11 protein-coding genes and 1 pseudogene are annotated in these 14553 nt (G+C 72.3%); 3 read left to right on the top strand and 9 right to left on the bottom strand.

Translation table 11 applies throughout. From position 1 onward, the window contains the following. Positions 1–194 precede the first annotated feature (194 nt). From ABD223_RS20840 to ABD223_RS20830, 3 genes and pseudogenes are all read right to left on the bottom strand, one after another. Positions 195–2870, bottom strand: a complete 2676-nt coding sequence (locus ABD223_RS20840) for a glycoside hydrolase family 9 protein (RefSeq protein WP_344037999.1) — start codon at positions 2868–2870, stop codon at positions 195–197. A gap of 198 nt (positions 2871–3068) precedes the next feature. Beyond that, positions 3069–3464 carry a cellulose binding domain-containing protein gene (locus ABD223_RS20835; protein WP_344038112.1) on the bottom strand — a complete coding sequence of 132 codons (396 nt, stop codon included), beginning with the start codon at positions 3462–3464 and terminating at the stop codon, positions 3069–3071. Further along, positions 3456–5279: pseudogene (locus tag ABD223_RS20830) on the bottom strand (glycoside hydrolase family 3 protein); the annotation flags it as partial. The pseudogene ABD223_RS20830 and the gene ABD223_RS20835, both read right to left, overlap by 9 nt. Positions 5280–5691: 412 nt before the next feature. Between ABD223_RS20830 and ABD223_RS20825 the strand changes: the two are divergent. The 3 genes from ABD223_RS20825 to ABD223_RS20815 all read left to right on the top strand — a co-directional run bounded on the left by ABD223_RS20825 (position 5692) and on the right by ABD223_RS20815 (position 7968). After that, entirely contained in the window at positions 5692–7167 is a 1476-nt protein-coding gene (locus ABD223_RS20825; protein WP_344037998.1) for a glycoside hydrolase family 6 protein, read from the top strand. An 85-nt stretch (positions 7168–7252) separates the two neighbouring features. Beyond that, the gene (locus ABD223_RS20820) at positions 7253–7531 is read left to right on the top strand and encodes a hypothetical protein (RefSeq protein ID WP_344037997.1); all 279 of its coding nucleotides are present in this window, start codon (positions 7253–7255) and stop codon (positions 7529–7531) included. Continuing rightward, on the top strand, positions 7528–7968 hold the full coding sequence (locus ABD223_RS20815) for a YchJ family protein (protein WP_344037996.1): 441 nt from the start codon (positions 7528–7530) through the stop codon (positions 7966–7968). Before ABD223_RS20820 ends, ABD223_RS20815 begins: the two co-directional genes overlap by 4 nt. 229 nt (positions 7969–8197) lie before the next feature. On the opposite strand, the gene ABD223_RS20810 is transcribed toward ABD223_RS20815, so the two are convergent. The 6 genes from ABD223_RS20810 to ABD223_RS20785 are packed head-to-tail and all read right to left on the bottom strand — an operon-like array spanning position 8198 to position 14309. Beyond that, complete coding sequence (locus tag ABD223_RS20810; protein ID WP_344037995.1) at positions 8198–9292, bottom strand: MCE family protein; 1095 nt, start codon at positions 9290–9292, stop codon at positions 8198–8200. Then, positions 9292–10254 carry an MCE family protein gene (locus tag ABD223_RS20805; RefSeq protein WP_344037994.1) on the bottom strand — a complete coding sequence of 321 codons (963 nt, stop codon included), beginning with the start codon at positions 10252–10254 and terminating at the stop codon, positions 9292–9294. Before ABD223_RS20805 ends, ABD223_RS20810 begins: the two co-directional genes overlap by 1 nt. After that, positions 10251–11258 (bottom strand): MCE family protein, encoded by a 1008-nt coding sequence (locus tag ABD223_RS20800; protein WP_344037992.1) that lies wholly within the window; start codon positions 11256–11258, stop codon positions 10251–10253. The genes ABD223_RS20805 and ABD223_RS20800 overlap by 4 nt, the downstream gene beginning before the upstream one ends. Further along, the gene (locus tag ABD223_RS20795) at positions 11258–12226 is read right to left on the bottom strand and encodes an MCE family protein (protein ID WP_344037991.1); all 969 of its coding nucleotides are present in this window, start codon (positions 12224–12226) and stop codon (positions 11258–11260) included. Before ABD223_RS20795 ends, ABD223_RS20800 begins: the two co-directional genes overlap by 1 nt. Further along, entirely contained in the window at positions 12223–13239 is a 1017-nt protein-coding gene (locus tag ABD223_RS20790) for an MCE family protein (protein ID WP_344037990.1), read from the bottom strand. The genes ABD223_RS20795 and ABD223_RS20790 overlap by 4 nt, the downstream gene beginning before the upstream one ends. Continuing rightward, a complete protein-coding gene (locus tag ABD223_RS20785) occupies positions 13236–14309 on the bottom strand; it encodes an MCE family protein (RefSeq protein WP_344037989.1) in 1074 nt (357 codons plus the stop codon). The genes ABD223_RS20790 and ABD223_RS20785 overlap by 4 nt, the downstream gene beginning before the upstream one ends. Positions 14310–14553 lie beyond the last annotated feature (244 nt).

Genomic DNA, 14553 nt, shown 5'->3' with positions numbered 1-14553 from the left:
CCGGTTCGCAACCGTCCCGCTCTGGTTCGGTACCTCATGCGTCCTCCTCCTGCACGGATCAGCCATTGATCCGCGAGCTTTCGAGCGGCGGTGTTTCCGGTGGTGCGGTGGTGCGGCGGTGTGTCCGGTGGTGTTCGGTGGTGGAGTCGGCACGGGGCGCCTGGGCGCGCAGAACGCCCCGTGCCGAGACTGGGCTAGGGCTCGGTGCCCCAGGAGAGGACGCCGCCCGCGTGGGCGGTGACCCGGTCGAAGTCGGTCAGCGCGGCACTGACCCGGTAGCTGTGGTCGTTGGTCTGGTCGAAGGTGGACCAGTCGGACTTGGCCACCCGCAGCTGGATGTCGCCGGTGCTCGCGCCGGCCGCGAGGGAGCCCGCGGTGAAGGACACCTGGACGTAGGCGTCGGCCCCGGCCCGCGCGGTCGGCAGCTTCACCACGGTGGCGCGCACGTTGGCGCAGCCCATCGCGGCCCAGTCGCAGAACACCTGGTAGCCGGCGTTCGACGAGTCGCCGGTGAACCAGTACCTCAGGGTCACCGCGGCGCGGTCGACCGCGGCGCCGCCCCGGTTGACCAGCGCGAGCGCGGCGCCGATCTGGTTGGCGGTCGCGGAGCCGCTGCCGCGCTGCTGCACGGCGAGGGTCCCGCCACCGCCGCCGGTGTCCTCCCGCGCGGTGCGGAAGGTGATGACGGCGCTCGCGGCGGAGGTGTTGCCGGCGGCGTCCCTGGCCCGGACGGCGAAGGTCTGCGACGCGTCCGGCGTGAGGCCGGTGAGCTGGAACGTCGGGGTGACCGGAGAACCTGCTGACGTGCCGTCCGCCAGGAGCACGTCATAGCCGGCCACCCCGACGTTGTCGGTGGACGCCGTCCAGCTCAGCGTGGCGCCGGTGGCGCCCACGTTCGAGACCCGCAGCCCGGTGGGGGTGGACGGGGCCTCGCGGTCCTCGACGGCCGGACCGGGCTCCCTGCCCCACTGCACCGCGCCGTCCTGGACGAGCGTCAGGCGGTCGGTGAGGGCGACGGTGTTGCCCTGGCCCAGTCCTTCGTGGGACCAGTCGTTCGCCGGGTCCCAGGTGCCCGCGCTGGTGATGCGGAACTGCACCTCGTGCCGGTGGGCGGACTGCCCGCCGGGGTACACGTCCGGGCAGGGGACGTCGACGTAGAAGACGCGGCCGCTGTGCTGCCGGGGCGCGCTGGGCGTGCCGCACTGGTTGTAGTTCGTGGTGACGGTGACCTGCTCGGGCGTGGTGGTCCCGTCGAGGGTGAAGTAGTAGCGCAGGGAGCCGTTGAACGTCCGGGCGGGCCACGCGCTCTTGTTGATGACGAACGCCTTGACCTCGGTGAAGCCGGCCGCGCTCTGGTTGACCGACGCCTGGACGGTCAGCTCGGGGCCGTCGGGGGTCTCGGCGACCGGGAAGTTCGCCAGGGGCGTGCCGCCGTACTCCTTGTAGAGGCGGGCGAGCGCGCTGGTGAAGCCGGCGTTGTAGTCGATCGCGACCTCGTTGGCGACGAAGTCGGTGCGGTCGTCCTTGTACGCGTCGTTGTTGGTGCCGGGGCCGCCGACGAGCGCGCCGTACAGGACGTGCCTGCTGGTCGCGGGTTCCTGCATGGTGTCGGCCCACGCGCCGTGCGCGGTGCGGTGGTGCGGGTTGCGCGGCGGGTTGGCGCCGAAGCCGACGACGTAGCTGGCGTTGCGCGGGTTGTCGCCCAGCGCGTAGTTGACCTGCCGCACGCCGAAGTCGTGGTAGGTGGCCGCTCGGGCCGGGTCGCGCTCGCGCAGCCAGTCGCCGTGGACCAGCGCGACGAACGCGGTGTTGGCCGCGTACCGCAGCGAGCCCCAGGTGTCGAGGTGGGCCTGGCCGCCCGGGGAGTACCGCACCCGGTTGCCGTTGTAGCCGGTGGTCCAGTAGTCCAGCCAGCGGTTGGTGTCGTCGACGTACTGCTGCTCGCCGGTGAGCTTGGCCATCAGCGCGTAGGCGCCGTAGGACTTGTCGTCCCACGCGATGGTCCACCGGTAGGAGCGGGTCGTGGTCTGCGGCTCGGTGGACAGCTTCTGGTACTCGGTCTTCGCCTTGTCCAGGTAGGACTGCTCGCCGGTGGCGCGGTGCAGCCAGACCGCGCCCCACACCAGCTCGTCCTGGTAGCCGCTGTGGGAGTTGTAGAACTTCGCCGCGTCGGTGATGCAGGAGCTGTACTTGCCGCGGTAGGTGTCGGCGAAGGCGTAGAGCTGCCGGGCGTGGGTCAGCAGGGTGGCCGCGTAGGTCGGGTCGCTCTGCCGGAACACCAGGGAGGAGGCGGCCATCGCCGCGGCGTACTCGCCCGCGAGGTCCGAGCCGGGGCAGGAGGCGTCCACTTTGTACGACGGGCGCCCCATCCTCATGACCTCGGCGGCGCCCCACCACTTGTGGTCGTCGTCGCCCGCGCCGACCTGGCCGTAGACCACGTTGGGCGACGGGTGCGCCTTGATGATCCAGTCGGTGCCCCACTTGAGGTTGGCCAGCAGGTGCCGCAGCTGGCCGGACCCCTCGTAGGCGTCCCGGTTCTCCACCGCTCCCCACGCGAGCATGGTCATGGTGGCGGCGAAGGGGAAGCCGAACTTCACGTGGTCGCCGGCGTCGTAGAAGCCGCCGGACAGGTCCAGGCCCGCGTCCCGGCCGTCCTGGAGCGCCGAGTCGCCGCGCCAGGACACCCGGTTGTCGGCGGGCAGGTCGCCCGACCGCTGGGCGTCGTAGAACCAGATCGACTTCTGGAGGGCCTCGCCGTAGTTGAACGCCGGCGCGGCCGCCGCGGGCGGTGCCTGGAGCGGTGTGGACAACAGTGCGCCGACCAGCACCGCGAGGGTGCCGGACAGCGCTCTGTACATGCGTCGTCGCATGCGGTTCCTCCGGGGTGCAGGGCGGTGGAGGTTCTGGGAGCGCTCCCAGTCCGGGACTGTAACGGCATCGAAACACCGTGAAAAGAGGGTTGAACCACAAAGGCTTGACAAGTTGGGCTCAGCGGCTCTCTTCTCGTAGGCCGAAAGCAGGCCGGCGCTGGGCCGGATGACGCAGGGTTGGGGAGCGCTCCCAGAGGGTTACTTCAGCCGGCAGCCCAAGTCAGGGGTCGACGGTGAGCCGTTCGCGGTGTAGCCGAACGTGGCGGAGGAGCCCGGCGCGAGCGCGCCGTTCCACCCGACGTCGTCCACGGACACCTGCGAGCCGGACTGCGCGAGCCTGCCGTTCCACAGGCTGGTGATCGCGCCGCCGGTGCTCCAGGAGACCGTCCAGCCGGCCGACCGGGTGGCGGCGCGGTTGGTCACGGTGACCTCCGCCTGGAAACCGCCCTGCCAGGAGCTCGCCACGCGGGTGGTCGCGGTGCAGCCCTCCCCCGGCGGGGGCGTGGTGGTGGTCGTGGTGGTCGTCGTCGTGGTGGTGGTCGACGTGGTCGTGGCGGTGCTCGTGGTGCTGGTGGTGGTCGGGCCGTAGCTCAGGCCGTGGCCCAGCGGGTAGAGGGCGGCCTTGCCGTCGCCGGCGTTGATCGGCTGCTGCGAGGAGCTGTTCATCCAGGTCACCGGCAGCTTGCCGGTCGGGTTGTGGTCGCCGAGCAGCACGTCGGCCACGCCGCGGCCCTCGGTGCCCGGCAGCCAGGAGGCGAGCAGCGCGTTCCAGTTCCCGACCTGGCCCGCGACGTCCATCGGGCGGCCGGAGACCAGCACGACCACGACCGGGATGCCCGCCGAGCGCAGCCGGTTGATCGTGGTCAGGTCCTCCTGGTCGAGGCCGAGGCCGTTCGGCCGGTCGCCCCGGCCCTCGGCGTAAGGCGTCTCGCCGACCACCGCGATCGCCGCGGTGTAGGAACTGCTCACACCGTTGCCGTAGCGGTCGTAGGTGACGTTGCCGCCCGCGTCGCGCAGGCCCTGGAGGATGGTGGTGCCCGGCGTGGTGCTGCCGCTGCCGCCCTGCCAGGAGATCGTCCAGCCGCCGCTCTGGTAGCCGATGTCGTCGGCGGACTTGCCCGCCACGAAGTACCGGCCGGACCTGGTCAGCGGCAGCACGCCGTCGTTGCGCAGCAGCACCTGGGACTTCCGGACGGCCTCGCGGGCCAGGTCGCGGTGCGCGGCCGAGCCGACCACCGGGGTCAGCGAGCGGTCGGTGAACGGGCGCTCGAACAGGCCCAGCTCGAACTTCTTGGTCAGGATGCGGCGGTTGGCGTCGTCGAGGCGCGCCTGGCTGATGCGCCCGGCCTGGACCTCGGCCTTGAGCAGGCCGGTGAACCGCCGGTAGTCGTTCGGGACCATGACCATGTCGACGCCCGCGTTGACCGCGGCGGTGATCTCCGCGCCGGTGAAGCCGGTCGCGCCGTCGATCTGGTCGACGCCCGCCCAGTCGGAGACCACGAAGCCGGTGAAGCCCAGTTCGCCCTTGAGCAGGTCGGTGATCAGGTAGCGGTGGCCGTGCGCCTTGACGCCGTTCCAGCTGCTGTAGGAGATCATCACCGAGCCGACGCCGCGCTCCACCGCGGCCCGGAACGGCGGCAGGTGCACGTCCCGCAGCTCCTGCTCGGAGATCCGGGCGTCGCCCTGGTCGACGCCGCCCGCGGTGCCGCCGTCGCCGATGTAGTGCTTGGCGGTGGCCAGCACGGACCGGTTGTCGCCGCCGAGGGTCGCGCCCTGGAGCCCGTCGACGTAGCTGGTCATCGCGGTGGGGATCTCGGGCACCTCGCCGAACGACTCGTAGGTGCGGCCCCACCGGTCGTCGCGGGCCACGCACAGGCAGGGCGCGAAGTTCCAGTCCACGCCGGTGCCCGCGACCTCGGCCGCGGTGGCCGCGCCGACGCGCCGGACCAGCTCCGGGTCGCGGGTGGCGCCGAGGCCGATGTTGTGCGGGAAGATCGTCGCGCCGCGCACGTTGTTGTGGCCGTGCACGGCGTCCACGCCGTAGATCATCGGGATGCCCAGCGGCGTGGACAGGGCCACGCGCTGGAACTGGTCGTACATGTCGGCCCAGCTCTGGGCGGTGTTGGGGGTCGGCGCGGAGCCGCCGCCGGACAGGACCGAGCCGATCCGGTAGGTGGCCAGGTCGGAGACCGGGTCCAGGGCGGCGCGGTCGACCTGGGTCATCTGGCCGACCTTGTCGTCGAGGGTCATCCGGGCGAGCAGCTGCTCGACCCGGGGGTCGGCCTGCGCGACCTGCGCCGCGGCGACCGGCCTGAGGTGGGGCGCCAGCACGGTGGCGGCCAGCGCGGCGGCCGCCAGGAGGGCCGTCGTCGCGGCGACCGCGACGGGCCGGGAGGGAGTGCGCGTCATTGCGGGTCCTCCGTGTGAACGGTCTGGGAGCGTTCCCACAGTAGGATTGTCCGCATTCCCGCACCAGGGGTGGACTTTTCGGACCAGGCCGCGTTAGCCGGAACAGCCCAACTCCACCGAACCCCCGACGATTTGTCCGGGTGAACAGTGACGCGGATCTCGTTCACCCGAACGGCCCAGTTCGCCGAAGAATCATTCACAAAACGTCACTGAACCGTCGTGATTCGCGCCAGAAGTTACCTCGGACGTCGTTTTTTCCTGCCTAATCTTACGTACCGTGAGGAGGGCCGAACCGGACCCCTCGGGAACAGCCCCTTTTCCTCAACGTTTCCCAGTGGCTACAGTCCTGCCACCTGGGAGCGCTCCCAGTCGAAGTCAGCCCCCGTTGCACCGACGCTGCGAGGACCTTCTGATGCACTCACCGAATGCCCAGGACCCCGGCCGAGGCCGGCGTCCGCAGGACGCGACCCGGGGCCGACGAGCCCGGCCGGTCGCCGCGAGCGCCCGGGGTCGACGAGCCCGGTCGGTCGCCGCGAGCGCGATGTCCGGCGCGCTGGTCGCCGGCGCGGTGGCCCTGGTCTTCGGCGGTGGCACCACCGCCCAGGCGGCCGACTCGGCGTTCTACGTGGTCCCGGACACCTCGGCGGCGAGGTGGGTGGCCCAGAACCCCAACGACTCCAAGGCATCGGTGATCCGCGACCGGATCGCGAACGTGCCGCAGGCGCGCTGGTACACCACGAGCAACACCTCCCAGGTGCGCGGCCAGGTCGACGCGTTCGTCGGCGCCGCGGCGTCCGCCGGGAAGATCCCGATCATGGTCGTCTACAACATCCCGAACCGGGACTGCGGCGGCGCCAGCGGCGGCGGCGCGCGGTCGCACCAGGAGTACCGGGCCTGGGTGGACGAGGTCGCGGCGGGCCTCGCGGGCCGCCCGGCGGCGATCGTGCTGGAACCCGACGTGCTGCCGATCATGAGCAACTGCCAGAGCCAGTCCCAGCAGGCCGAGACGATGGCGTCGATGGCCTACGCGGGCAAGAAGCTCAAGGCGGGCTCGTCGCAGGCGAAGGTGTACTTCGACATCGGCCACTCGGCGTGGCTGACCACGGCCGAGGCGAACGAGCGGCTGCGCGGCGCGGACGTCTTCAACAGCGCCGACGGCATCTCGCTCAACGTGTCGAACTACCGCTACACCCGCGACGAGGTCGCGTTCGGCAAGTCGGTGCTCAACGCGCTGGGCGACTCGCGCCTCAAGGCCGTGGTCGACACCAGCCGCAACGGCAACGGCCCGCTCGGCGACGAGTGGTGCGACCCGGCCGGCCGCGCGATCGGCACGCCGAGCACCACCGAGACCGGCGACCCCCAGGTCGCGGCCTACCTGTGGATCAAGCTGCCCGGCGAGGCGGACGGCTGCATCGCCGGCGCGGGCCAGTTCGTGCCGCAGCGGGCCTACGACATGGCCATGGCTGCGGGACCGATCACCAGCACCACGACCAGCACCAGCACCACCACCTCGACCTCCACCACCACCTCGACTTCCACGACCACGACCACCACGACGACGACAACCCGGCCTCCAGGGGACGGTTGCCGGGTGACGCACCGAGTGGTGAGCCAGTGGTCGAACGGTTACACCGGTGAGATCGTCATCGAGAACCGGGGAGCGCCGGTCGAATCCTGGACCCTGGCGTTCTCCGCACCCGGTGTGACCGTTTCCCAGGGCTGGAACGGGACGTGGACCGACACGGGCGACACCGTGCGCGTCACCAACACGTCCTGGAACGGCAGGCTCGCGACCGGTGGTACCGCGACCATCGGTTACAACGCGAGCTTCAACGGAAGCACCCCACCGTTCACCTCTCCCACGTTGAACGGCGTGGTGTGCGCCTGATGCCGTGACCGGCCCGCCCGAGGCGGCTCCCCTCCCCGACTGGCAGTCAACGGGAGGGGAGCCGCCTCCTCTCTATGCTCGGGCGGTGACCGAACCGACGCTGCCGGGTGGCGAAGCGGCGCGCGAAGCCCTGTCCACCGACCCGGCCACCCCCGCCGAGTCGCTGGCCCGGCTGGCCGACGACCCGAACCCGGCGATCCGCGCCAACCTGCTCACCCACCCGAACACCCCGGCCGAACTGCGCTACCAGGTGCATGCCGGCCTGCGCGCCGACGCCGCCGCCGGCAACCAGGAGGCCGAAACCGCCCTCGCGTGGCTGCGCTACACCCGCTCCGCCCACACCGCCTGCGACCGCCCGACATGACCCCACCCCCTGGCGCCTCCCCCGCCTCACCCCCTCCCCTTGGCGTATGCCCTTGCGGCACAGGCGAGCCCTACGCGACCTGCTGCTCCCCGTACCACGAGGGCCGCAAGAAGCCGCCGACAGCCGAATCCCTGATGCGCTCCCGCTACAGCGCCTTCGCCCTGGGCCACGAGGACTACCTGCTGGCCACCTGGCACCCCACCACGCGCCCCACCTCACTGGACCTGGACCCGGACCAGCGCTGGACGCACCTGGAAGTCCTGAACCGCACCAACGGCTCCCTCTTCCACACCGAGGGCACAGTGGAGTTCCGCGCCCACTACCGCCTGCACGGCGAACGCGACGTCCTGCACGAAACCAGCCACTTCACCAAGGAGCACAACACCTGGCTCTACGTGTCCCCCACCACCCCCGACCGCGGAACCAGCCGCACCTGAACGGAGAACTCGGGGGTCCTGAACGTACGACACGGTCGACCTGAACGTACGACTCGCGACACCCCACCGGACGACACGCGCCAAGGAAACCCCTTTCCCGCGCGTGTCCTCCACTCAAGCATCGCGAGTCGTCCACTCAAGCATCGCGAGTCGTACGTCCAGGACCCGCGAGTCGTACGTTCAGGACCACCGTGTCGTACGTTCAGGACCCGTGAGTTGTGGGTTCGGGTCAGCGGGGGGCGTGTTGGGAGCCGCGCACGCCCGTGGTCGAGCCACGCGGCAGGGTGCAGCTCGCGCCGGTGTTGAGGGGGGCCGGGGTGGTGTCCAGGCCCAGGCGGCGCGGGGTGCCCTCGTAGCCCGCCTCGCACGGTGGTGGTTCGAAGAAGGTCAGGGCCAGGCCGAACGACGCCTGGCCGCCGCTCAGCGTTGACGCGCCGACCGACACGGCGTCCGGCACGCTCACGAGCACCTGCTCCAGCTGGCCCTGCCGCGTCACCAGCACGTCCGCCGTGGTCAGCAGGTTGGCCAGCACCACGCCCAGGTCCGGGCCGGACTCCCGCAGCACCGCGCTCACCTCGGCCGCCGCGCCCGGCGCCGCCGCGATCACCCGCCGCAGGTCGCCGTCCGAGGCGCGCAGCCGCTCGGCCACCAGCGCGGCGTCGTCGGCGAACGAGTTGATCGCGGCGGCGTGGTCCAGCTGGGTCTGGAGCACGGTGGCGGACTCGTCGAGCAGCCGCGTGGTCTGCGGCAGGTGCGCGGTGGCGGCCCCGATGAACTCGGCCGTCGCGTCGAGCAGCGCCTGGAGGTCGGGCCCGGTGCCGCGCAGCGCGGTGTCCAGCTCGTCCACGACGGTGCGCAGCGCGTCCACCGGCACCGAGCGCGCCAGGTCGTCCATGCTGGTCAGCACCTTCTCCACCGGCGGCGGCAGGGTGGTGAGCCGTTCCGGGATCACGGAGCCGTCGGTCAGGTGCGGCCCGCCCGCGCCGCGCGGCCGCAGGTCGACGTACTGCTCCCCCACCGCCGACCGGTTGGCGACCACCGCCTCCAGGTCGACCGGGATCGGCGGCGCGCCCGCGTCGATGCGCAGCTCCGCCTCGACCCGCCCGTCACCGAGCCGGATCTCGCCGACGCGCCCCACCGGCACGCCCCGGTAGGTCACCTCGCCGCCGGTGAACAGGCCGCCGGTGCGGGCCAGCTCCAGCCGCACCGCGTACCCGTCGTCCAGCACGAGCAGCCCGGCGTACTCCGCGCCCACGTAGGTGACCCCGGACAGGGCGACGACGGTGAACAGCGCCACCTGCGCCCGGATCCGCCGCGTGATCATCAACGCCCCCCGGTGCCCAGCGTCAGGTACGTGTTGAGGTAGTCGCCCTTGATCCCGTCGAGCACCGCGTCGCTGAACGGGAAGGTCAGCAGCAGCTCCAGCGACTGCGGCAGGTCCTGCCCGGACTCGGCGAGCCGCCGCAGCGTCGGCTCCAGCGCGCGCAGGTCGGCCAGCAGGTCGTCACGCCCGCGGTTCACCACGTCCACCGCGACGCCCGACAGGTCGTCCAGCGCGGTCAGCAGCCCGACCAGCTGCCCGCGCTGCTCGTGCAGCACCTCCAGGCCGGGCTCCAGCCCGTCCAGCACCTCGCCGATCTCGCCGCCGCGCGCCGAGAGGTTCGCCGCCAGCCGGTCCACCGCCTCCAGCGCCCTGGTGATCTCGCCCTTGTGCTCGTCGAGCGACCCGGTGAACGACCCCAGGGTGGACAGCAGGGACCGCACCGCCGCCTCGTTGCCGGACAGGGCCGCGCCCAGTTCCCGCGAGATGTCTTGGAGCTGCCCGATCCCGCCGCCGTTGAGCAGCATGGACAGCGCGCCGAACACCTCCTCCACCTCGGGGTTGCGGTTGGTCCGCGCCACCGGCACCACCGCGCCGTCCACGAGCGGCGTGGCCGCGCCCGCGCCGCCGGGCGGCGCCAGCTCCACGTACTTCTCGCCCAGCAGGCTGGACTGCCGCAGCCGCCCCACCGCGTCCGAGGGCAGCCGCACGTCGCCGCGCACCGCCACCCGCACCAGCGCGGTCGAGCCGTCCGGTGACAGCGCGATGTCCTCGACCCGGCCCACCGCCACGTCGTCGACCTTGACCGCCGCGTGCGGCACCAGGTCGAGCACGTCGTCGAACTCGACGGTCACCCGGTAGGGCCGGTCGCCCAGGTCCGCGCCGCCGGGCAGCGGCAGGTCGTAGGCGCTGGGCACCGCCGAGCACCCGGTCAGCACCAGCGCGAGCGCGAGGAGCCGCTTCACCGCGCACCGCCGGGCACGCTCAGCAGGTCGGCCACGAACTCGTCGAGGTTCGCCCGCGCGTTCAGCGTCCCGGTCTCCGGGTCGTAGGCCCCGATCACGTTGTGCAGCGCCACCGGCGCCACCTCCAGCGCCTCGGCCAGCGACTCCTGCTGCCGCGCCAGCGAGCCGGTCAGCACCGCCAGGTCGGCCACGCCGGACCGCACCCGGTCGCGGTTGTCGCGCACGAACGCCCGCACCCCTTCCAGCGCGCCGGCCAGCTCGCCCAGCGCCGCGCCGAGGTCGTCGCGCTCGGCGGCGAAGAACCCGGACACGTCGGCGAGCTGGTCGGCCAGCCGCCCCACCTGCTCGTCGTTGGCGGCGAGCAGCGAGGTGAACGACTGGAGGTGGTCCACGGTGCCGAACAGGTCGTCCCGCGACCCGGCGAGGGTGCGGGCGGCGTCGGCGAGCTGCCGGACGGAGTCGTTGAACGCGCCGCCCGCGTCGTCGAGGTTGGCCGCGCCGGTGCTGAGCAGGTCCGACAGCGCGCCCTCGCGGTTCGCGCCGTTCGGGCCCAGCGCGGTCAGCAGCGCGTCCAGGCTCCGGTACAGCTCGTCGAGCTCGACGGTCCCGGCGGTGCGCCCGCTGGTGACGACCGCGCCGGGCGCGAGCTTGGCCCCTCCGGTGTAGACGGGGGTGAGCTGCACGTACCGGTCGGCCACGATGTTGGGCGCGACGACGACCGCGCGGGCGTCGGCGGGCACGTCGACGCCGTGGTCGAGCTCCAGCTCGACGCGCACCGACCCGCCCTCGGGCGTCACGCCGACCACCTCGCCGACCCGCACGCCGAGCACCCGCACGTCCGAGCCCTCGTACACGCCGACGGCGGCGGTGAAGTGGGCGGTGACGCGGGTGGCGGCAGGGCGGAGGAAGACCCACCACACCGCGGCGGTCGCGACGAGCACCAGCACGAGCCCCTGGGCGAGCGCGGCGACGAGCCGCCGCCGGCCCCTGGTCCGGGCGAACATCAGCGGCCTCCCGGTGGGCAGTCGCGCCGTTCCTGGCCGGGGGTGGTGACGAGCCCGCACACGTAGGTGTCGACCCACTGCCCGTTGCCCAGCGAGTTGTTCAGCAGCCGGTAGTAGGGGCCGGCCAGGGCGAGCCCGCGGTCGAACGCCTCCTGGTTGCGCCGCAGCACGTCGGTGACGCGCTCCAGCTGCTCCAGGGCCGGGCCCAGCTGCGCCTGGTTGTCCGCGACGAGGCCGGAGAGCTGCCGGGACAGCGCGCGGGTGCCGTCGAGGAGCCTGGCGATGGCGTCCCGGCGGTGGGAGATCTCCTCCAGCAGCAGGTTGCCGTCGGTGATCAGCGCGGCGAAGTCCTCGTTGCGGTCGGCGAGCACGCCGCTGACCCGGTTCGCGCCCTCCAGCAGCGACGCGAGCTGCTCGTCGCGCGAGGAGATCGTCTTCGACAGCGCGGACAGGCCTTCCAGGGCCTGCTTCACGTGCCGCGGCGAGTCGCGGAAGGTGTCGGACAGCACCTGGAAGCTCAGCGCGAGCTGGTCGGTGTCGATCCGGTCGACCGTGTCCGCCAGGCCGCTGAACGCCTCGACCACGTCGTAGGGCGAGGTGGTGCGCTCCACCGGGATGGCGCCGGTGAGCGGGTCGCGACCCTCGGAGTCCACCGCCAGGTACTTCTGCCCGAGCAGGGTCTTGATGCGGATCTCGGCGCGGCTGCGGTCGCCCAGCCGCACGCCGGTCACCCGGAACCCCACCCGCACCCGGCCCTCGTGCAGCTCGACGTCGGTCACCGCGCCGACCTTGAGGCCGGCGACGCGGACCTCGTCGTCCACCTTCAGGCCGGCGGCCTCGGCGAAGTCGGCGGTGTGCCGCTCGCCGCCGCCGAAGAACGGCAGGTCCTCCAGGAAGAAGGTGAGCGCGGCGGTCACGGCGACGACCAGGAGCCCGACCGCGCCCAGCAGCACCGGTCTGCGCGTCATCGGCGGCACCTCGATTCGGTCACGGGGATGCCCACGGGCGGGCCGCCGGGCGCGGGTTCGGCTTGCGAGGAGGCGAAGCACAGGTAGAAGTTGAGCCAGGAGCCGTAGGACGCGGTGCGGCCGATGGCCTCCAGCTTCACCGGCAGGTTGCGCACGAACGGCTCCAGCTCGGGCGCGTTCCCGAGGTTGCCCGCGAGCAGCCCGAGGTGGGCGATGTCGTCCTTGAGCGGCTGCCGCCCCTGCTCCAGCAGGGACGCGGTGCTCTCGCCCAGCTCGGCGAGGCCCGCGACGGCGTTGCCGATCGGCTGCCGGTCGGCGGCGAACCCGGACACGAGCCGCCGCAGCGAGCCCAGCAGCGAGTCGAGCCGGTCGTCGCGGGAGCCGACCGTCTCCAGCACGTCGTTCAGGTTGGTCACGACCCGGCCGATCACGTCGTCCTTGGCGGCCAGCGCGGTGGTCAGCGACGCGGTGTGGGCGAGCAGGTCCTCCACCGTGCCGCCCTCGCCCTGGAGCACCTGGACGATCTCGTGGGACAACCTGTTGACGTCGTCCGGGTTCAACGCCTGGAACAGCGGCTTGAACCCGTTGAACAGGGCGGTCAGGTCGAGCGCCGGCGTGGTGCGCTCGACCGGGATGAGCCCGCCGGGCGGCAGCACGTCCGCGACCGACCCGGCGGGCTGGTCGAGCGAGACGTACCGCTGGCCGACCAGGTTGCGGTACTTGATGGCGGCGGTGGCGCCCGCGGCCAGGGAGCGGTCGTCGACGACCGAGAACTCCACGTCCACCAGCTCGTCGTCGACCAGCTCCATGGACTCGACCTGGCCGACCTTCACGCCGGACATGCGGACGTCGTCGCCCTCGGCCAGGGCGGTCACGTCGGTGAAGCGCGCCACGTAGCGGTTGGTGTCGCCGACGCGGCTGCCCGCGATGGTGGCGGCCAGGAAGCCGGTGGCGGCGACCGTGACGACGACGAAGACCAGGAACTTGGTCAGCGGTGCGGCGACGCCCCTCATCGGACCCCCATGAGCAGTCCCGCCCAGCCGGGCACCTGGTCGGGCGCGACCGCCCGGACGGGGCCGGCCGGGCAGTGCGGCGCGCCGCCGCGGCGGAGGACCGGCTCGTCGCGGCCGGGCACGTACCGCTCCCCCGGCGGCACGATCGTGACCCGGGCGTGCACGCCGGGTTGGTCGGTGCCCTTGCCGAGCATCTCGTCCACCCGCGGGCGCAGCGCGTTGACGGCGCCGAGCACGCACGGGAACTCGGGCGAGTAGGTGGCCAGCAGCTCCAGCGAGGGCCGCGAGCGGTCGGCCAGGTCCACGAGCGTGCCGCCGTGGTCGGTCAGGAAGCCGGTCAGGTCGGCCGAGGCGGTGGTCAGGTTCGCGTAGACGGCGTCGAGGTCGGCGCGCTGCTCGGCGACGGTGCGGCTGACCTCGGTCGCGTCGCGCAGCGCGCGCACCAGGTCGGGCGCGGCGTCCGCGTACACGTCGGCGGTGTCGGCCAGCTTGGTGATGTCCTCCTTGAGCACGGGCAACTCCGGGTTCAGCTCGCGCAGGTAGGCGTCGAGCCGGGTGAGGGTCCGCCCCAGGGCCTCGCCGCGACCGTCGAGCGCGCTCGCCACCGAGGTGAGCGCGGAGGCGAGCTTGTCCGGGCGCACGGCCTGGAGGGTCGGCATCAGGTCGGCCAGCACGCGCTCCAGCTCGATCGCGGTGGACGTGCGGTCCTGCTCGATCACGTCGCCCTCGCCGAGCGCGCCCGCCGGGTCCGCGGGCGGCTCCAGGCTCACGAACCGCTCGCCGAACAGCGTCTTGGGCAGCAGCCGCGCGGACACGTTCGCCGGGATGCGGTTCACCTGGTCGGGGTCGAGGCCCAGTTCGACCTCCGCGCCGTCGCCGCGGGAGCGGACCGCGCGGACCTCGCCGACCCGCACGCCGAGCAGCTTCACGTCGGACTCGGCCTGGAGCTGGTTGCCGACGTGGTCGGTGCGCAGCAGCACGCCGACCCGGGGCGTGAACGCCTTCCGGTAGGCGGCGACGGACAGGCCGCACAACGCCACCAGCAGGGCCGCGAACACCAGCCCCAACACACGACGCCGCAATACCACGGGTATTCTCCGGGATGGTTGACGTGAATTTACCGGAACGACATTACTGGCCAGTACGTTACGCACGGGCGCCGAACCGCACAAGCAATGGCGATCCTTTGTCAACCCCGTGACAAAAACCTGTTCCGGAACACTCACGGTGGTACAAAAAGTCCTCCCCGCCCTGGCGCCCCCGCGATCCGTGCGGCTACCAATGTCGTCGGAGCGAAACCAGTCGTCTGGTGAG

This window comes from Saccharothrix xinjiangensis, from assembly GCF_039527585.1.
Taxonomy (GTDB): Bacteria; Actinomycetota; Actinomycetes; order Mycobacteriales; family Pseudonocardiaceae; genus Actinosynnema; species Actinosynnema xinjiangensis.
The sequence above is the reverse complement of the archived record's forward strand: the minus strand, read 5'-3'. Positions and strand labels throughout refer to the sequence as shown.

What these genes read in the sequence shown, in the direction of transcription:
- ABD223_RS20825 (WP_344037998.1), top strand. Translation starts at nt 5,692, where the DNA reads ATGCACTCACCGAATGCCCAGGACCCCGGCCGAGGCCGGCGTCCGCAG.
- ABD223_RS20840 (WP_344037999.1), bottom strand. Translation starts at nt 2,870, where the DNA reads ATGCGACGACGCATGTACAGAGCGCTGTCCGGCACCCTCGCGGTGCTG.
- ABD223_RS20790 (WP_344037990.1), bottom strand. Translation starts at nt 13,239, where the DNA reads ATGAGGGGCGTCGCCGCACCGCTGACCAAGTTCCTGGTCTTCGTCGTC.
- ABD223_RS20800 (WP_344037992.1), bottom strand. Translation starts at nt 11,258, where the DNA reads ATGTTCGCCCGGACCAGGGGCCGGCGGCGGCTCGTCGCCGCGCTCGCC.
- ABD223_RS20815 (WP_344037996.1), top strand. Translation starts at nt 7,528, where the DNA reads ATGACCCCACCCCCTGGCGCCTCCCCCGCCTCACCCCCTCCCCTTGGC.
- ABD223_RS20810 (WP_344037995.1), bottom strand. Translation starts at nt 9,292, where the DNA reads ATGATCACGCGGCGGATCCGGGCGCAGGTGGCGCTGTTCACCGTCGTC.
- ABD223_RS20795 (WP_344037991.1), bottom strand. Translation starts at nt 12,226, where the DNA reads ATGACGCGCAGACCGGTGCTGCTGGGCGCGGTCGGGCTCCTGGTCGTC.